This window comes from Leclercia sp. Marseille-Q4284, assembly GCF_916618945.1.
GTDB lineage: Bacteria > Pseudomonadota > Gammaproteobacteria > Enterobacterales > Enterobacteriaceae > Enterobacter > Enterobacter tamurae.
The window spans coordinates 1,379,510-1,397,420 of the sequence record NZ_CAKAKG010000001.1 but is presented as its reverse complement, the minus strand read 5'-3'; the positions used below and the strand labels follow the sequence as shown (position 1 = coordinate 1,397,420).

14 protein-coding genes and 2 tRNA genes are annotated in these 17,911 nt (G+C 54.2%); 7 read left to right on the top strand and 9 right to left on the bottom strand.

The features are described 5' to 3' along the window. Positions 1 to 5 precede the first annotated feature (5 nt). Positions 6 to 2,687 (top strand): bifunctional acetaldehyde-CoA/alcohol dehydrogenase, encoded by a 2,682-nt coding sequence (gene adhE / locus LG383_RS06485; protein WP_225758604.1) that lies wholly within the window; start codon positions 6 to 8, stop codon positions 2,685 to 2,687. Positions 2,688 to 2,774: 87 nt separating this feature from the next. On the opposite strand, the gene tdk is transcribed toward adhE, so the two are convergent. Continuing rightward, on the bottom strand, positions 2,775 to 3,389 hold the full coding sequence (tdk, locus tag LG383_RS06480) for a thymidine kinase (protein ID WP_225758603.1): 615 nt from the start codon (positions 3,387 to 3,389) through the stop codon (positions 2,775 to 2,777). Between the two features lie 549 nt (positions 3,390 to 3,938). Here tdk and hns point away from each other — a divergent pair. Continuing rightward, positions 3,939 to 4,352 carry a histone-like nucleoid-structuring protein H-NS gene (gene hns / locus LG383_RS06475; RefSeq protein ID WP_106993187.1) on the top strand — a complete coding sequence of 138 codons (414 nt, stop codon included), beginning with the start codon at positions 3,939 to 3,941 and terminating at the stop codon, positions 4,350 to 4,352. Positions 4,353 to 4,557: 205 nt separating this feature from the next. Here the strand turns inward: hns and galU are convergent, their stop codons facing one another. From galU to rssA, 3 genes are all read right to left on the bottom strand, one after another. After that, positions 4,558 to 5,466: a UTP--glucose-1-phosphate uridylyltransferase GalU gene (galU, locus tag LG383_RS06470; protein WP_106993188.1), complete on the bottom strand. Its 909-nt coding sequence runs from the start codon at positions 5,464 to 5,466 to the stop codon at positions 4,558 to 4,560. Positions 5,467 to 5,667: 201 nt separating this feature from the next. After that, on the bottom strand, positions 5,668 to 6,681 hold the full coding sequence (gene rssB / locus LG383_RS06465; protein ID WP_106993189.1) for a two-component system response regulator RssB: 1,014 nt from the start codon (positions 6,679 to 6,681) through the stop codon (positions 5,668 to 5,670). 92 nt (positions 6,682 to 6,773) lie between these two features. Further along, positions 6,774 to 7,676 carry a patatin-like phospholipase RssA gene (gene rssA / locus LG383_RS06460; RefSeq protein ID WP_166182707.1) on the bottom strand — a complete coding sequence of 301 codons (903 nt, stop codon included), beginning with the start codon at positions 7,674 to 7,676 and terminating at the stop codon, positions 6,774 to 6,776. A gap of 118 nt (positions 7,677 to 7,794) precedes the next feature. Between rssA and LG383_RS06455 the strand changes: the two genes are divergently transcribed. The 4 genes from LG383_RS06455 to LG383_RS06440 all read left to right on the top strand — a co-directional run bounded on the left by LG383_RS06455 (position 7,795) and on the right by LG383_RS06440 (position 9,503). Beyond that, entirely contained in the window at positions 7,795 to 8,253 is a 459-nt protein-coding gene (locus LG383_RS06455; protein ID WP_166182708.1) for a YchJ family protein, read from the top strand. 46 nt (positions 8,254 to 8,299) lie between these two features. Continuing rightward, entirely contained in the window at positions 8,300 to 9,142 is an 843-nt protein-coding gene (gene purU / locus LG383_RS06450) for a formyltetrahydrofolate deformylase (protein WP_032611289.1), read from the top strand. Positions 9,143 to 9,298: 156 nt separating this feature from the next. Continuing rightward, positions 9,299 to 9,383 (top strand) — tRNA-Tyr (locus tag LG383_RS06445). 35 nt (positions 9,384 to 9,418) lie between these two features. Beyond that, positions 9,419 to 9,503 (top strand) — tRNA-Tyr (locus tag LG383_RS06440). A gap of 143 nt (positions 9,504 to 9,646) precedes the next feature. Here LG383_RS06440 and LG383_RS06435 read toward each other — a convergent pair. Beyond that, positions 9,647 to 10,090, bottom strand: a complete 444-nt coding sequence (locus LG383_RS06435) for an Lrp/AsnC family transcriptional regulator (protein WP_106993193.1) — start codon at positions 10,088 to 10,090, stop codon at positions 9,647 to 9,649. 107 nt (positions 10,091 to 10,197) lie between these two features. Between LG383_RS06435 and LG383_RS06430 the strand changes: the two genes are divergently transcribed. After that, positions 10,198 to 11,094 carry a DMT family transporter gene (locus LG383_RS06430; RefSeq protein WP_225758602.1) on the top strand — a complete coding sequence of 299 codons (897 nt, stop codon included), beginning with the start codon at positions 10,198 to 10,200 and terminating at the stop codon, positions 11,092 to 11,094. Here LG383_RS06430 and narI read toward each other — a convergent pair. The 4 genes from narI to LG383_RS06410 are packed head-to-tail and all read right to left on the bottom strand — an operon-like array spanning position 11,091 to position 17,750. Then, the gene (gene narI / locus LG383_RS06425) at positions 11,091 to 11,768 is read right to left on the bottom strand and encodes a respiratory nitrate reductase subunit gamma (protein WP_106993195.1); all 678 of its coding nucleotides are present in this window, start codon (positions 11,766 to 11,768) and stop codon (positions 11,091 to 11,093) included. The genes LG383_RS06430 and narI overlap by 4 nt on opposite strands. Then, complete coding sequence (gene narJ, locus LG383_RS06420; protein WP_166182711.1) at positions 11,768 to 12,478, bottom strand: nitrate reductase molybdenum cofactor assembly chaperone; 711 nt, start codon at positions 12,476 to 12,478, stop codon at positions 11,768 to 11,770. The genes narI and narJ overlap by 1 nt, the downstream gene beginning before the upstream one ends. Continuing rightward, on the bottom strand, positions 12,475 to 14,010 hold the full coding sequence (gene narH / locus LG383_RS06415) for a nitrate reductase subunit beta (RefSeq protein WP_106993197.1): 1,536 nt from the start codon (positions 14,008 to 14,010) through the stop codon (positions 12,475 to 12,477). The genes narJ and narH overlap by 4 nt, the downstream gene beginning before the upstream one ends. After that, positions 14,007 to 17,750 carry a nitrate reductase subunit alpha gene (locus LG383_RS06410; RefSeq protein ID WP_106993198.1) on the bottom strand — a complete coding sequence of 1,248 codons (3,744 nt, stop codon included), beginning with the start codon at positions 17,748 to 17,750 and terminating at the stop codon, positions 14,007 to 14,009. The genes narH and LG383_RS06410 overlap by 4 nt, the downstream gene beginning before the upstream one ends. Positions 17,751 to 17,911 lie beyond the last annotated feature (161 nt).

Sequence of the window (17,911 nt, the reverse complement as noted above, 5' to 3'; positions counted from 1 at the left end):
GCATTATGGCTGTTACTAATGTCGCAGAGCTTAACGCACTTGTAGAGCGCGTAAAAAAAGCCCAGCGTGAATATGCCAATTTCACTCAAGAGCAGGTTGATAAAATCTTCCGTGCCGCCGCTCTGGCTGCTGCAGATGCTCGAATCCCTCTCGCTAAACTGGCCGTTGCCGAATCTGGTATGGGTATCATTGAAGATAAAGTGATCAAAAACCACTTTGCTTCTGAGTATATCTACAACGCCTATAAAGACGAGAAGACTTGCGGCGTCCTGTCTGAAGATGACACATTCGGTACCATCACCATTGCAGAGCCTATCGGCATCATCTGCGGTATCGTTCCTACTACTAACCCAACATCTACTGCTATCTTCAAATCGCTCATCAGCCTGAAGACGCGTAACGCAATCATTTTCTCTCCACATCCACGTGCTAAAGATGCGACCAACAAAGCGGCCGATATCGTTCTGCAAGCGGCGATCGCTGCAGGTGCACCGAAAGACCTGATCGGCTGGATCGATCAACCTTCTGTGGAGCTGTCTAACGCCCTGATGCACCACCCTGACATTAACCTGATCCTTGCGACCGGTGGTCCAGGCATGGTTAAAGCCGCTTATAGCTCCGGTAAACCGGCTATCGGCGTAGGTGCAGGTAACACCCCGGTTGTTATCGACGAAACTGCCGATATCAAACGTGCTGTTGCATCGGTACTGATGTCTAAAACCTTCGATAACGGCGTTATCTGTGCTTCCGAGCAGTCTGTCGTTGTTGTTGACTCCGTATACGACGCCGTTCGCGAACGTTTCGCCAGCCACGGCGGCTACCTGCTGCAGGGCCAGGAACTGAAAGCTGTTCAGGACATCATCCTGAAAAATGGCGCACTGAACGCAGCCATCGTAGGTCAGCCAGCGTATAAAATCGCTGAACTGGCAGGCTTCACCGTTCCGGCTTCCACCAAGATCCTGATTGGTGAAGTGACCGACGTTGATGAAAGCGAGCCGTTTGCTCACGAGAAACTCTCTCCTACGCTGGCCATGTACCGTGCGAAAGATTTCGACGACGCGGTCATCAAAGCAGAGAAACTGGTAGCCATGGGCGGTATCGGTCATACCTCATGCCTGTACACCGACCAGGACAACCAGCCGGAGCGTGTCGCGCACTTCGGTCAGATGATGAAAACTGCACGTATCCTGATTAACACCCCTGCTTCTCAGGGTGGTATCGGTGACCTGTATAACTTTAAGCTCGCGCCTTCCCTGACTCTGGGTTGTGGTTCATGGGGTGGTAACTCCATCTCTGAGAACGTTGGTCCTAAGCACCTGATCAACAAGAAAACCGTTGCTAAGCGAGCTGAAAACATGTTGTGGCATAAACTTCCGAAATCTATCTACTTCCGCCGTGGCTCCCTGCCAATCGCGCTGGATGAAGTGATTACTGATGGCCACAAACGTGCGCTCATCGTGACTGACCGTTTCCTCTTCAACAATGGCTATGCAGACCAGATCACCTCTGTGCTGAAAGCAGCTGGCGTAGAAGTGGACGTGTTCTTCGAAGTTGAAGCTGACCCAACCCTGTCCGTTGTTCGTAAAGGCGCAGAGCTGGCGAACTCCTTCAAACCAGACGTGATTATCGCCCTGGGCGGCGGCTCCCCAATGGATGCAGCCAAAATCATGTGGGTAATGTACGAGCATCCGGAAACGCACTTCGAAGAACTGGCGCTGCGCTTTATGGATATCCGTAAACGTATCTACAAGTTCCCGAAAATGGGTGTGAAAGCAAAAATGGTTGCGATCACCACCACGTCTGGTACCGGTTCTGAAGTCACGCCGTTTGCCGTTGTAACCGACGACGCTACCGGCCAGAAATACCCGCTGGCAGACTATGCCCTGACTCCGGACATGGCAGTTGTTGATGCCAACCTGGTGATGGATATGCCGAAATCACTCTGTGCGTTCGGTGGTCTGGATGCGGTAACTCACGCCCTGGAAGCTTATGTTTCCGTGCTGGCGTCTGAGTTCTCTGACGGTCAGGCTCTGCAGGCGCTGAAACTGCTGAAAGAGAACCTGCCAGCCTCTTACAACGAAGGTTCTAAGAACCCGGTTGCTCGTGAGCGCGTTCACAGTGCTGCCACCATCGCAGGTATCGCGTTTGCTAACGCCTTCCTGGGTGTGTGTCACTCCATGGCGCACAAACTGGGCTCCCAGTTCCACATTCCTCACGGCCTGGCAAACGCCCTGCTGATTGGCAACGTTATCCGTTACAACGCGAACGATAACCCAACCAAACAGACTGCTTTCAGCCAGTATGACCGTCCGCAGGCGCGTCGTCGCTACGCAGAAATTGCTGACCACCTGGGCCTGAGCGCACCTGGCGATCGCACTGCTGCGAAGATTGAGAAACTGTTGGCATGGCTGGACAGCATTAAAGCTGAACTGGGTATTCCGAAGTCTATTCGCGAAGCTGGTGTTCAGGAAGCTGACTTCCTGGCGCACGTAGACAAGCTGTCTGAAGATGCCTTTGATGACCAGTGTACTGGTGCGAACCCGCGCTACCCGCTGATCGCAGAGCTGAAACAGATCCTGCTGGATACCTACTACGGTCGTGAATACTCCGAAGGCGTATCTGCACCCGCAGCACCTGTTGTAGAAGTGCCGGTGAAAGCTGATAAGAAAGCGAAGAAAAGCGCTTAATTAACTGCTTAATAAAAAACCCGCTCCGGCGGGTTTTTTTATGTTTGTTATACAGAGTGAACAGAGAGAGGATATGAAATAGCGTCGTTAACGACGACAGGCTTCCTGAATGGCCGTCAGAGAGCCCACAACCAGCGCCTCTTTATAATGCTTACGGCAGACTGAGACATAGCGTTCATTGCCGCCAATCACCACCTGTTCACCTTCCGCATAGGGTGTGCCCGCCTGATCCAGGCGCAGCACCATACTCGCTTTACGGCCGCAGAAACAGATAGTTTTCAATTCAACCAGTTTATCCGACCAGGCCAGTAAATACTGGCTGCCAATAAACAGTTCACCGCGGAAATCAGTACGCAGGCCATAACAGAGCACCGGAATATCCAGCTCGTCGACCACCTCGGACAACTCATGCACCTGCTGGCGGGTTAAAAACTGGCTCTCATCCACCAGCACACAATGTATAGCCTGACTGGCAACCTCTGCGCGGATCTCGTCCAGCAGATTGGTTTGCGGGTTATATAGCTTTGCCGGCGACGAGAGACCAATTCGCGAGCTAACCTTTCCGCTACCAAAACGGTCATCGATCTCTGCGGTGTAAACGAGGGTCTGCATTCCGCGCTCCTGGTAATTGTAGGAGGATTGCAGTAATGCGGTCGACTTACCTGCGTTCATTGCTGAATAGTAGAAATACAGTTGTGCCATTGGCCGTTAAACCCTAATCAATGTGTATTATTACCGATGCGCGATTGTACCATATTTTGTCTGGTCTTCCGTGCTGCAGCGCGCTTTGCAGGCGGTGCGGAACATTTTAACCGCTGAAGGGATATACACCAGACGGTGATAAAGGCCGGTAAAAACATGAATTACAGTACGGTTTTAAAAACGGTAAGTTCAGGAAAAATCTGTTATTTTAATGTCGTTACGGGGTCAGAATTGAAGCCGGAATAATTAACAGTTTCAGCGGGCAACCCTGTTTTCGGCACTAATACAAAAGGTTGATATTTATCCGCAGTAACAATAATCCCGAAGAAAATTACTCTCAAAAGATGCGTTCCCCGTCAGGTTTACAACGCATCTTTTGATAACACTCCCCTCTTTTGGCCACGGAAATTTAAGTTAGCGTTATTAATAATAATGCCAAATATTAGGCGTTTTTTGAATTCCTTACATTCTGACCTATTGCATATATCAATTTATGCCTCTATTATTACTTCAACAAACCCCCCACATTATAAGTTTGAGATTACTACAATGAGCGAAGCACTTAAAATTCTGAACAACATCCGTACTCTTCGTGCCCAGGCGAGAGAATGTACTCTGGAAACGCTTGAAGAAATGCTGGAGAAATTAGAAGTCGTTGTAAACGAGCGCCGTGAAGAAGAAAATGCCGCGGCTGCTGAAATCGAAGAACGTACGCGTAAACTGCAGCAATATCGTGAAATGCTGATCGCTGATGGTATTGATCCAAACGAATTGCTGAACAGCATGGCTGCTGCTAAAACAGGCACCAAAGCTAAACGCGCTGCGCGTCCAGCTAAATATAGCTACATCGATGAGAACGGCGAATCTAAAACCTGGACCGGCCAGGGTCGTACTCCAGCTGTTATCAAGAAAGCGATGGAAGAAGAAGGCAAACAACTGGACGACTTCCTGATTAAGGAATAAGTCAGAGAGTTATCAGAAAAATCCCGCTTAATGCGGGATTTTTTATGCCTGTATTTTATACCGCGTGACATTCCGTTACATACTGTCATATATAACTCAGGCGATGCTATTCACCTGCTCCCGAGCAGCCAGGCTGAAAAGACGCATAAAAAAACCGGTGATAGCCATGCTGTCACCGGTTTTTGCTTAACGCATTAGCGTCTGGTTAGTTTTTAATGCCCAGCGTCTCTTTCAGCCAGCCTTTAAATTCTTCACCCAGGGTCTGGTGGCGAACACCATATTCAACGAAGGCCTGCATGTAACCGAGTTTATTACCGCAGTCGTGGCTCTTACCTTTCATATGGTAGGCTTCAACGGTCTCTTTCTCGATCAGCATGTCGATGCCATCGGTCAGCTGGATTTCATCCCCGGCGCCTGGAGGCGTTTTCGCCAGCAGCGGCCAAATCTCTGCACTCAGGACATAACGCCCTACCACAGCCAGATTAGACGGCGCTACGTCGGCTTTTGGCTTCTCAACCACGCCCACCATTGGCACGCTGTCGCCCGGGTTCATTTCAACGCCTTTGCAGTCGACAACACCGTAAGCGGTCACGTCTTCAACCGGTTCAACCATGATCTGGCTGCTGCCCGTTTCGTCGAAACGTTTAATCATTTCTGCCAGGTTATCCTGAGACAGATCGGATTCAAACTCGTCGAGAATAACGTCCGGCAAAATAACCGCCACTGGCTCGTTACCCACAACCGGATGAGCACACAGCACTGCATGACCCAGACCTTTTGCCAGACCCTGACGGACCTGCATAATAGTCACGTGCGGCGGGCAAATAGATTGCACTTCCTGTAAAAGCTGACGCTTAACGCGTTTTTCCAGCATGGCTTCAAGTTCAAAACTGGTATCGAAATGGTTTTCGATAGAGTTTTTGGATGAATGTGTTACCAGCACAATTTCAGTAATGCCGGCGGCAATACATTCGTTGACCACATACTGGATTAATGGCTTATCAACGAGTGGCAGCATCTCTTTTGGAATTGCCTTCGTTGCTGGCAGCATCCTGGTTCCCAACCCGGCAACCGGGATAACGGCCTTTGTCACTTTCGAATTTACGGCAGCCATTGAAACTCTCCTGAACTGTTCATGTTTTGAACTTTAGTCTGCATTAATAACGCGTTCAGTATATCAGCCAGAGGATGAGGTCCGGGTCTGAAAAGGACGCGCTACCGCTTAATTAGGATAAATACGAATGAAAACTTGTCCCGATAGTAGCATTGCCGGTGAAACGACGGTAAAGCTATCTACCGTTTAAATTCCAACTGATTATTCCGTGGACAACATTAAGCGCAACCGTCCTCCCGTACCCCAAATTTGGCATTGCCATGAAGTACAGCGGTGGCTTATTTGATTAAGATAGGTGTTGCCTAACGTTCCTAACGGAACACCGTTGCTGACCTGAATATGATGTTCGCCAGTATTAAGCGTGGCATTAAGTCCGGCCGAGACCAGAATCAAATTTTTCAGGCCGCTGTGGTAATAACCAACCAGTAACGGGAATTGCCCGGGCAAACTTGCCTGACGCAGCAGCTGATTTACCTGTTTAAGTAAACTCCCTAACTCTGGCAACCGTTGTCCCTGATGCGAGAGTTGTTCCTGAAGTAAACCATTGAACAGGGCGCGTAATAATAACGCCGCCAGCACGCCATTATCCCCCGCCCGGGTAACGTCCAGACAATAAAACGCCAGATCGTTATCGGATAACGGAGCGATATCCAGCACCAGGCCATGTTGATCGGCAGCCATCAACTGACGGTAATTCACTTTGCATCCGGAGATGTTCTGTTGCACTGGCGGCTGCAGTTCCTGTAAAAGCTTTGCCGCCGCAGTAGGGTTATTAACCAGCGCATCCCAGTCCTGAAAAAGTCGCTCTTCCTCTTCTACCCGCGAATTAAACATATTGGGATAGAGGCATGCGAGGACGGTTTCACGCAGGCGATTAAGATCTTTCACCGGCTTGAGCAGGACATCCTGCACGCCCAGACGCAACGCTTTCGCGATATCAGCCATATTCTCGGTCGCAGAAATGACGAGGATAGGGATCTGATCCCCTGCGTTACGTAAATGCTCCACCAGCTTCAGACCGTTCATCCGCGGCATGGCGATATCACAAATCATCAGATCGGGCTTTAGTCCCGCCATTTTTTCAAGGGCGTCGACACCATCCCCTGCGAGTGCTGTTGTTGCTCCCAGTGATGAAAGCCACGAATCCAGTAGTGAGCGGAAAACAGGCTCGTCTTCAACTATCAGAATTTGTTTCCCGGCTAATGGCTGTGTCATGGTCTCTCCCGGCGCTGACAATAGATCAATAGTGGCATGCTATCGGTACTATCGCCTGTCAGATTTTGCTGAAGTAATCAAAAAAAGCGTGCTCAGGCAGAAGCCCGCACCAAAGGTAATAATTCATCCATTTTCTTTTCGACGGCCTGCGCGCCAGCGGTGATTGCCGCCTCTGCGCGATGGAAATCGAGCGTTGAGATTTGTGGACAAAAAGGTTGAATCAATATATCCGGCGGGTCACCCGCCATTCGATTGCGTTTCAGGCGATTTTCCAGCACCTGAATCGAGGTGGTCATAATTTCCATAGCGGTCGGCGCAGCGACCCGTTTACGCGTCGCCACACGACTCAGACGTCCGCGCAACTTTTCATGCCAGGCGAGATCGTCAAGTGCGCCGTCATCCGTTTGGGTATTCACCGGCATGAGGTCCTGCTGCATCAGATGCGCATCATGCTGGAGATCGACCGCAATCACGATATCGGCCCCCATCGCGCGAGTCAGAGAAATGGGCACAGGATTGACAACACCGCCGTCCACCAGCCAGTAGCCGTTATGCGGAACTGGCGCCATCAGGCCCGGCATACTGCAGGAGGCACGTACGGCAAGATGGATATCGCCTTCGGTGAACCAGATTTCCCGGCCGGTGCTGAGGTTAGTCGCGACCGCACCGAAAGGCATCTGGCAACTGGAGAATTCGGTCAGAGGCATTACCTGGCGAAAACGGTTGAAGACGCGCTCACCGCGTAACAACCCGCCACGTTGCCAGGAGAGATCCATCAGGCGCAGGACGTCCCAGTAGCTAAAAGAACGTACCCAGGTTTCCAGCTCGGGAAGTTTGCCACACGAATAGGCGGCCCCCACCAGAGAACCTATTGAACAGCCTGCGACGATATCTATTTCGATACCTAAACGTTGTAAGGCATTGATCACACCAATATGCGACCAGCCCCGGGCTGCTCCCGAGCCCAACGCCAGTCCGATTTTAACTTTTCTCATTAGCCCTGTTTAACGTCCCCTGGATTCCTGGCATAGCGTCATTGCAACCGCTCGGTTAACATAGTGCCACCCTGGCGTTATGCGCCATTTATTCATTTATTGTTTCAGGAAGAGAATCGTGTCTCAACTCTGTCCCTGCGGTAGCGCTCACGAGTATAGCCTATGTTGCCAGCGATATCTTACTGGTGAACAGGTTGCACCGGACCCGGCCTCACTTATGCGGTCCCGTTATACCGCTTTTGTGATGCGGGACGCAGACTACCTGGTTAAGACCTGGCACCCGTCATGTCATGCTGCTGATTTTCGTCAGGAGATCGAATCCGGTTTTGCGAATACGCAATGGTCCGGGTTGACCCAGTATGAAACGGCGTCAGGCAAAGACGAGAACGAGGGGTTCGTCAGTTTTGTTGCCCGCTTTACCGAGCACGGGAAAGCCGGTGCCATCATCGAACGCTCGCGTTTCTTAAAGGAGGGCGGACGGTGGTACTATATTGATGGTACGCGTCCGCAGTTCGGTCGTAATGACCCCTGCCCCTGTGGTTCAGGTAAAAAATTTAAAAAGTGTTGCGGGCAATAAGGCCTGACGATACCGTTTCAGCAAACACGCAAAGGATTTTCCGGCAATGCAATCAACACAACGCAAAGTGCTGCGCACCATTTGTCCCGACCAGAAAGGGCTGATCGCCCGTATTACCAACATTTGCTATAAGCATGAACTGAACATCGTGCAGAACAACGAGTTTGTTGATCACCGTACCGGCCGCTTCTTTATGCGTACCGAGCTGGAAGGGATTTTCAACGACGCGACGCTGCTGGCCGATCTGGACGGCGCGCTGCCGGAAGGTTCCGTGCGCGAGCTGACGCCAGCCGGTCGTCGCCGGGTAGTTATCCTCGTCACCAAAGAGGCGCACTGCCTGGGCGATCTGCTGATGAAAGCTAACTACGGCGGTCTGGATGTGGAGATCGCCGCGGTCATCGGCAATCATGAAACGCTGCGCACTCTGGTCGAGCGCTTTGATATTCCGTTTGAGCTGGTGAGCCATGAAGGCCACACCCGCGAAGAGCATGACAATTTAATGGCCCAGGCCATCGAAGCGCACAACCCGGATTACGTGGTGCTGGCGAAATACATGCGCGTATTGACGCCATCCTTCGTTGCGCGGTTCCCGAATAAGATCATCAATATTCACCACTCGTTCCTGCCAGCCTTTATCGGCGCGCGTCCTTATCACCAGGCGTACGAGCGCGGGGTTAAGATCATCGGCGCAACGGCGCACTATGTGAATGATAATCTGGATGAAGGCCCAATTATCATGCAGGACGTGATTCATGTTGATCACACCTACACGGCGGAAGATATGATGCGTGCCGGACGCGACGTCGAAAAAAATGTCTTAAGCCGGGCGCTGTATCAGGTGCTGGCGCAGCGCGTGTTTGTCTACGGTAACAGAACGATTATTCTTTAATCCTTTATAAAATGAATCGATTAGCTTTGCGTCTTTATGCGTAAAAATCAGGCAAACGATTCAATTTAGCAAAGGAAGTCTTTACAGGGGCGCGTCATTTGATATGATGCGCCCCGCTTCCCACAAGGAAGCAGGCCAGTAAAAGCATTACCCCGTGGTGGGGTTCCCGAGCGGCCAAAGGGAGCAGACTGTAAATCTGCCGTCATCGACTTCGAAGGTTCGAATCCTTCCCCCACCACCATCTTCAAGCTTTACCTCAAAATCTGAATTACCCCTGGTGGGGTTCCCGAGCGGCCAAAGGGAGCAGACTGTAAATCTGCCGTCATCGACTTCGAAGGTTCGAATCCTTCCCCCACCACCATCACTTCTCTAAAAAAACAATTCAAAATAAATATCTATTCTTCGGATCCCGCGCACCTGTTCTCCCCGGTGGCGCTGCGCTTACCGGGGCTACAAAACCAAATCGTAGGCCGGGTAAGGTGCAGCCGCCTCCCGGCAAAATCCCTACAACGGTGGCAATCGACGCGTCACCGGTGAACTCTTCACAATCGACGTATTGCACTGGGCATGTTCTGCCAGCCCATCCAGTAGCGTATCCAGTTGCTCTATCGAGCGCACCACCAGCCTGATAACAAAACAGTCCTCACCGGTTACTTTGTCGCTTTCAATGCACTCCGGCATCGCCTGGATATATTTATCCACCTTATGCAATAACCCCGGCAGCGGGCGCACGCGCACCAGCGCCTGCAGGGTATAGCCTAACGCCGCCAGATTCACCCGGGCGCCATACCCCTGAACCACACCCCGCTCTTCCAGCCTTTTCAACCGCTCTGCGGTGCTGGGTGATGTCAGCCCCACCCGGCCGCTCAGCACCTTCAGCGACATACGCGCATCCTCCACCAGACAGGACAGGATCCGGCGGTCGGTCTCATCGATAAGGTAATCCATAGCATTCACCTAATTTATAAAAGCAACTAACGTCTTTTACCTTAGATCAGCCCTGTTAAACCGGACACTTTTTTTCAACAATAAGGGCATTAATCAGGAGGTGTGCGATGCGTGAAATCCAACAGGGCGTCTGGCAAATGAGCCTGGCGATGCTGATATCCGGTTCCATTGGAGCCTTTGTTTTGCTCTCCGGTTTGCCGGTAACAGAGGTGGTGTTCTGGCGCTGTCTGATCGGCGCGATTGCGCTGTTTCTCTTTATTCGTTTCAGTAAACAGCCTTTCAGCCCGTTAACCAAAGTCACGCTGGGCCTCGCCGTTCTTGGCGGCGTCGCGCTGGTGGTGAACTGGCTGCTGCTGTTCGCCGCTTTTGAGCGTATCTCTATCGGCCTGTCGACGGTGGTCTATAACACTCAGCCCTTTATGCTGGTGCTGATGGGGATGTTGCTGGGTGAACGGGTAAGCCTGGTGAAATGGGGCTGGCTGTTCCTCGCCTTTGGCGGCGTGGTGATTCTGCTCTCCAGCGAACTGACGGGCGGGCATGAGGCGGGATGGCTGGCGGGTATCGGCCTCGCGCTGGGTGCGGCTTTCTTTTATGCCCTCACCGCTATCATCACCCGCAAATTAAAGACCATTGCACCGCAGCATATCGCCTTTATTCAGGTTCTGACCGGCGTAGTGATGCTCATGCCGCTGGCGCATATGCCCGCTTTATCAGGTGAGTTCCCGTGGGGGATTTTATTGACGCTGGGCATCGTCCACACCGGGATCATGTACCAGCTGCTCTACAGCGCCATCCAGAAGCTCCCTACCCCCATCATCGGCTCACTGTCGTTTATCTACCCGGTGGTCGCGCTGATTGTCGATAATCTGGTGTTTGGCCACTCGCTGAATCTCACCCAACTGGCCGGCGGGGCGCTGATTCTGTTGGCCGCAGCGGGCAACAACCTCGGCTGGGGCGAAAAAAAACCCCGCCAGAGCGGGGTTTCGATTAAAACAGCGAATTAGCGACGAGCTCGCACAATCTGATACCGGCGCGTCAGGTACTCCACCGGCGCGCTCCAGATATGCACCAGACGGGAGAACGGGAACAGCAGGAACAGGGTCATACCCAGCACCAGGTGCACGCGGAACACAAAAGCCACACCGTCGAGATGCTCAGACGCCCCGCCGTGGAAGGTCACCACCGACTGCGCCCAACCCACCAGCTTCAGCATTTCGCTGCCGTCCATGTGTTGTGCAGAGAACGGAATGGTCAGCAGACCCAGCGCACACTGCACCATCAGCAGGGAGAGGATCAGAATATCCGCTCCGGTGGTGGTGGCCCGCACGCGAGGGCTGAACAGACGACGTTTCAGCAGCATCAGGCCGCCCACCAGGGTCATCACGCCGCAGGCGCCCCCGGCAATCATCGCCATCTTCTGCTTCACGTCCATCGGCAGGAAGGATTCATACATCCAGTGCGGGGTCAGCATCCCGAGGAAGTGACCGGCAAAGATACCCAGAATCCCGATGTGGAACAGATTCGAGGCCATGTTCATCCCTTTGCGATCCAGCATCTGGCTGGAGGCAGCGCGCCAGGTGTACTGACCGTAGTCGTAACGCAGCCAGCTACCAATCAGAAAGACCGAACCCGCAATGTACGGATAGATATCGAAGAAGAACATATTCAGGAAGTGCATTATTGCTGTCCTCCGGTAGAGATATTTAAATATTGCGGGGCAACGGCACCGGCAAAACGACGCTGGTGAGCAGAGATTTCCGACTCGCCGCAGCTCTGGTCAGCAAAGAACTTCACCTGCTCCTCTTCCCAGACCGCATCCAGCGCCTGGGGGGTGTCATCCCGGGCTTCATCCGCGATTTTCTCCGCCACTTTTTCACTGTCGACCGAAGCGTTGGCCAGCTTCACCAGCAGATCGAACAGCACCGCATAGCGGCTTTCACGCTGCTGCAGACGTGCGCCCAGCAGCGCCAGGATCGGCGCGATATCCTGCAAACCGCCCAGCGCCTCTTCTTTCGGCAGCTGCGCCAGATATTCCAGATACAGCGGGAGGTGATCCGGCAGCTCGCGGCTGTCGAGATGCAAACCGTGCTGCTCATACTGGGCCATCAGATCGACCATCGCCTGACCGCGATCGCGGGATTCCCCGTGAACGTGTTCAAACAGCAGCAGCGAGGTGGCGCGGCCGCGATCAAACAGCTGGCTGTAGTCAGACTGGGCATCCAGAAGATCGCGCGCCAGCAGGTCGCGGAGGAAAACGCCCAATGTCTGGGCATCCTCTTTATCCAGGTTTTCCGATGACGCGAGTGCATCAAAGAGTTCCTGTTGATGCTGCGCAAGAGCAGCATCCGGGTACTCGAGCAGACGCGAAACAATGACGAGTTCAATCATTGGTGCGGCTCCGTTTTGCTGGTCACATCCATCGCATCGATGCGGCGGCTGTTGAACAGGTTGAATTTATTGTCTGAACCGTGGCAACCGTCGCCGAAAGTAAAGCCACACCCGCTTTTCTCCGGGAAAGCTTCACGAGCCAGCTCACGGTGGCTACTCGGCACCACGAAACGATCTTCGTAGTTAGCAATCGCCAGGTAGCGGTACATCTCCTGGGCCTGCGCTTCGCTTAAGCCCACCTCTTCCAGCGCGCGGGTATCGATGACGCCGTCAACGGTTTCCGCACGTTTGAAGTGGCGCATCGCCAGCATACGTTTCAGGGCCAGCAGCACCGGCTGGGTGTCACCCGCAGTCAGCAGGTTCGCCAGATACTGCACCGGGATACGCAGGCTTTCGACATCCGGCAGGATGCCGTTGCTGCCCAGCTCGCCCGCGTCCGCCGCAGACTGAATCGGCGACAGCGGTGGCACGTACCAGACCATCGGCAATGTGCGGTATTCCGGATGCAGCGGCAGGGCCAGCTTCCAGTCCATCGCCATTTTGTAGACCGGCGACTGCTGCGCTGCGTCGATCACGCTCTGCGGAATGCCGTCGGCCAGCGCCTGAGCGATTACCTTCGGATCGTTCGGATCGAGGAACACATCCAGCTGACGCTGATAGAGATCTTTCTCATGCTCGGTGCTTGCCGCGTTCTCAATCGCATCTGCGTCATACAGCAGCACGCCGAGGTAGCGGATACGGCCTACGCAGCTCTCGGAGCAGACGGTTGGCATCCCGGCTTCGATACGCGGGTAGCAGAAGATGCACTTCTCGGACTTACCGCTCTTCCAGTTGAAGTAGATCTTTTTGTACGGGCAGCCGGTGATACACATACGCCAGCCGCGGCACTTGTCCTGGTCGATCAGCACGATGCCGTCTTCTTCACGCTTGTAGATGGCACCGCTCGGGCAGGTGGCGACACAGGCCGGGTTCAGGCAGTGTTCGCACAGGCGCGGCAGATACATCATGAAGGTGTTTTCGAACTGGCCGTACATCGCCTTCTGCATGTTCTCGAAGTTCTGGTCTTTGGCGCGTTTTTCGAACTCACCGCCCAGAATCTCTTCCCAGTTTGGCCCGCTGGTGATTTTGTCCATGCGCTGACCGGTGATCAGCGAGCGTGGACGGGCGATCGGCTGGTGTTTACCTTCCGGCGCGTTGTGCAGGTTCTGGTAGTCAAAATCAAACGGCTCGTAGTAATCGTCGATGCCCGGCAGATGCGGGTTCGCGAAGATTTTACCCAGCAGCAGCGCGCGGTTACCCATGCGCGGCTGCAGTTTGCCGTTGATTTTACGGATCCAGCCGCCCTTCCACTTTTCCTGGTTTTCCCAGTCGGTCGGGAAGCCGGTGCCCGGCTTGCTTTCGACGTTGTTGAACCAGGCGTACTCCATACCTTCCCGGCTGGTCCAGACATTTTTACAGGTGACTGAGCAGGTATGACAGCCGATGCATTTATCCAGATTCAGCACCATGCCGACTTGTGAACGAATTTTCATTTTACGCTCTCCTGTACCTGGTCATTACCTTCGCCGTCTAACCAGTTAATATTCTTCATCTTACGTACCACCACGAACTCATCGCGGTTCGATCCTACGGTGCCGTAGTAGTTAAAGCCGTAGGCCAGCTGCGCATAGCCGCCGATCATGTGGGTTGGCTTCGGCGTAATACGGGTCACGGAGTTGTGAATACCGCCGCGCTGCTCGGTGATTTCTGAACCCGGCAGGTTCACGATACGTTCCTGCGCGTGGTACATCATGGTCATCCCGGCCGGCACACGCTGGCTCACTACCGCACGCGCCGTCAGGGCACCGTTGCTGTTGAACACTTCGATCCAGTCGTTATCTTCGATACCCAGATCTTTGGCGTCCGCTTCACTCATCCAGACAATCGGGCCACCGCGCGACAAGGTCAGCATCAGCAGGTTGTCGCTGTAGGTGGAGTGGATACCCCACTTCTGGTGCGGCGTCAGGAAGTTCAGCGCCTTCTCCGGGTTACCGTTGGATTTCTTGCCCATAACGGCTTTCACAGAACGGGTGTCGATTGGCGGACGGTACACCAGCAGGCTCTCACCGAAGTCACGCATCCACTGGTGATCCTGATACAGCGACTGACGGCCGGTCAGGGTGCGCCATGGGATCAGCTCGTGAACGTTGGTATAACCGGCGTTGTAGGAGACGTGCTCATCTTCCAGACCAGACCAGGTCGGGCTGGAGATGATTTTGCGCGGCTGGGCCTGAATATCGCGGAAGCGGATCTTCTCGTCTTCTTTATTCAGCGCCAGATGGGTATGGTCGCGACCGGTAAATTCACTCAGCGCAGCCCAGGCCTTCACCGACACCTGGCCGTTGGTTTCCGGGGCCAGGGTCAGGATCATCTCTGCCGCATCAATCGCCGTGTTCAGCATTGGCTGGCCTTTGGCCGGGCCGTCCGCTTTGGTGTAATTGAGCTTACGCAGCAGATCCATTTCGGTCTGGGTGTTCCAGGCGATGCCTTTCCCGCCGTTACCGATTTTCTCCATCAGCGGACCGATAGAGGTAAAGCGCTCATACGTTGCCGGATAATCACGCTCAACCGGAATGATGTGCGGTGCTGTCACGCCCGGGATCAGGTCGCATTCGCCTTTTTTCCAGTCCTTCACGTCCAGCGGCTGCGCCAGTTCGGCGGCGGAGTCGTGCTGGATTGGCAGTGTGACCACGTCGGTCTCTTTGCCCAGATGACCCACGCAGACTTCGGAGAATTTCTTCGCGATGTCTTTGTAGATATCCCAGTCGCTCTTCGATTCCCAGGCCGGGTCAACGGCAGCAGACAGCGGATGAATAAACGGATGCATATCCGAGGTATTCATGTCGTCTTTTTCGTACCAGGTGGCGGTTGGCAGCACGATGTCGGAATACAGGCAGGTGCTGGAGAGACGGAAGTCCAGAGTCACCACCAGATCCAGCTTGCCGTCGAGACCGTTGTCTTTCCACTCCACCTCTTCAGGCATCACGCCGCCCTGCTTGCCGAGATCTTTACCCTGGATACCGTTTTCGGTCCCGAGCAGGTATTTCAGCATGTACTCATGGCCTTTACCGGACGAGCCCAGCAGGTTGGAGCGCCAGATGAACAGGTTACGCGGGTGGTTTTTACCGTTCTCAGGCTGTTCAGCCGCAAAGCGAATCGAGCCCTCTTTCAGGGATTTGACGGTGTAATCCACCGGGGTCATCCCGGCTTTCTTCGCCTCTTCCGCAATGCGCAGCGGGTTGGTTCCCAGCTGAGGTGCGGACGGCAGCCAGCCCATGCGTTCTGCACGCACGTTGAAATCGATCAGGTGGCCGCTGTAGCGGGATTTATCCGCCATCGGGGAGAGCAGCTCCTGGGCAGTCACCGTCTCGTAGCGCCACTGGCTGGAGTGGTTATAGAAGTACGAAGTGCTGTTCATGTGACGTGCCGGACGCTGCCAGTCGAGGGCAAACGCCAGCGGCTGCCAGCCGGTCTGCGGACGCAGTTTTTCCTGGCCGACATAGTGCGCCCAGCCGCCGCCGCTCTGACCGACGCAGCCGCAGAAGATCAGCATGTTGATCAGGCCACGATAGTTCATATCGAGGTGATACCAGTGGTTCAGACCGGCACCGACGATGATCATTGACCGACCGTGGGTCTTGTCTGCGTTATCAGCAAATTCACGGGCGGTACGGATGATGTGCGCCCGCGGAACACCGGTGATCTGCTCTGCCCAGGCCGGGGTGTAAGCTTTGACGTCGTCGTAGCTGGTAGCGCAGTTTTCATCGTTCAGACCACGTTCCAGGCCGTAGTTGGCCAGGGTCAGGTCGTAAACGGTGGTCACCAGCGCGGTAGAACCATCGGCCAGCTGCAGGCGTTTCACCGGCAGTTTGTGCATCAGGACGTTCTGGAGTTCAACCTTGTTGAAGTGCTCAGACCCTTCGCCGCCGAAGTACGGGAAGCCGACGTCAGCGATCTCGTCCTGGCTGCCCAGCATGCTCAGGCGCAGTTCAGTCTCTTCGCCCGTCGCGCCATTGCGCTGCTCAAGGTTCCATTTGCCCTTCTCGCCCCAGCGGAAGCCGATAGAGCCGTTCGGAGCAATCATGTCGCCATTGCTGTTGTAAGCAACGGTTTTCCATTCCGGGTTGTTTTCCTGGCCCAGCGCATCCACCAGGTCAGCGGCACGCAGCATACGGCCTGCGGCGTAGTAACCGTCACGCTCTTCCAGCATCACCAGCATCGGCATGTCGGTATATTTGCGCACGTAGTCGGTGAAGTACTGGCTTGGCTTGTCGAGGTGGAACTCACGCAGCATCACGTGGCCCATCGCCAGCGCCATCGCGGCATCGGTACCCTGCTTTGGTGCCAGCCACAGGTCGCACAGCTTAGCGATTTCGGCGTAATCCGGGGTTACGGCAACGGTTTTGGTGCCTTTGTAACGCACTTCGGTAAAGAAGTGGGCGTCCGGGGTACGGGTCTGTGGCACGTTAGAGCCCCAGGCGATGATGTAGCTGGAGTTGTACCAGTCAGCGGATTCCGGCACGTCGGTCTGCTCACCCCAGGTCTGTGGAGACGCAGGCGGCAGGTCGCAGTACCAGTCATAGAAGCTCAGGCAGGTTCCGCCAATCAGGGAGAGGTAGCGGGCGCCGGACGCATAGGAGACCATCGACATCGCCGGGATTGGCGAGAAGCCTGCAACACGGTCCGGGCCGTAGGTTTTGACGGTATAGACGTTAGAGGCGGCAATCAGCTCATTCACTTCCTGCCAGGAGGAGCGGACAAAGCCGCCGCGACCGCGGGCCTGCTTGAAGCTTTTCGCTTTGTCGGCGTCTTCGATAATGGATGCCCAGGCATCAACAGGATCGCTGTGCTGCACTTTCGCTTCACGCCACATCTTCATCAGGCGCTTACGCATCAGCGGGTATTTCAGACGGTTGGCGCTGTAGAGATACCATGAGTAGCTGGCGCCACGCGGGCAGCCACGCGGTTCGTGGTTTGGCATATCCGGACGGGTACGCGGGTAGTCCGTCTGCTGCATTTCCCAGGTCACCAGACCGTTTTTCACGAAAATCTTCCAGCTGCATGAGCCGGTGCAGTTTACGCCGTGGGTGGAGCGGACAACTTTGTCATGCTGCCAGCGCTGACGGTAACCGTCTTCCCAGTCCCGGTTGGTCTCCAGAACCTGGCCGTGCCCATCGGCAAAAGTCTCACCCTTCTGTTTGAAGTAGCGAAACCGGTCCAAAAATTTGCTCATCGGGTATCTCCTGTGTGGAGCCTGTGGCTCTCTAAATCGACATTGCTGATTTGCAGCGAAGGTAACGCTATGAAAGATGGTGAGAATTGATAACGATCAAGAGGAACGGGGGATGTTAAGCGCGGCTAATCCGCGACTACCCCTAAAGCGGTACAAAACCC

Excerpts from the sequence above, each read along its gene's own strand:
- adhE (WP_225758604.1), top strand. The coding sequence starts at position 6 with ATGGCTGTTACTAATGTCGCAGAGCTTAACGCACTTGTAGAGCGCGTA.
- tdk (WP_225758603.1), bottom strand. The coding sequence starts at position 3,389 with ATGGCACAACTGTATTTCTACTATTCAGCAATGAACGCAGGTAAGTCG.
- hns (WP_106993187.1), top strand. The coding sequence starts at position 3,939 with ATGAGCGAAGCACTTAAAATTCTGAACAACATCCGTACTCTTCGTGCC.
- galU (WP_106993188.1), bottom strand. The coding sequence starts at position 5,466 with ATGGCTGCCGTAAATTCGAAAGTGACAAAGGCCGTTATCCCGGTTGCC.
- rssB (WP_106993189.1), bottom strand. The coding sequence starts at position 6,681 with ATGACACAGCCATTAGCCGGGAAACAAATTCTGATAGTTGAAGACGAG.
- rssA (WP_166182707.1), bottom strand. The coding sequence starts at position 7,676 with ATGAGAAAAGTTAAAATCGGACTGGCGTTGGGCTCGGGAGCAGCCCGG.
- purU (WP_032611289.1), top strand. The coding sequence starts at position 8,300 with ATGCAATCAACACAACGCAAAGTGCTGCGCACCATTTGTCCCGACCAG.
- LG383_RS06435 (WP_106993193.1), bottom strand. The coding sequence starts at position 10,090 with ATGGATTACCTTATCGATGAGACCGACCGCCGGATCCTGTCCTGTCTG.
- LG383_RS06430 (WP_225758602.1), top strand. The coding sequence starts at position 10,198 with ATGCGTGAAATCCAACAGGGCGTCTGGCAAATGAGCCTGGCGATGCTG.
- narI (WP_106993195.1), bottom strand. The coding sequence starts at position 11,768 with ATGCACTTCCTGAATATGTTCTTCTTCGATATCTATCCGTACATTGCG.
- narJ (WP_166182711.1), bottom strand. The coding sequence starts at position 12,478 with ATGATTGAACTCGTCATTGTTTCGCGTCTGCTCGAGTACCCGGATGCT.
- narH (WP_106993197.1), bottom strand. The coding sequence starts at position 14,010 with ATGAAAATTCGTTCACAAGTCGGCATGGTGCTGAATCTGGATAAATGC.
- LG383_RS06410 (WP_106993198.1), bottom strand. The coding sequence starts at position 17,750 with ATGAGCAAATTTTTGGACCGGTTTCGCTACTTCAAACAGAAGGGTGAG.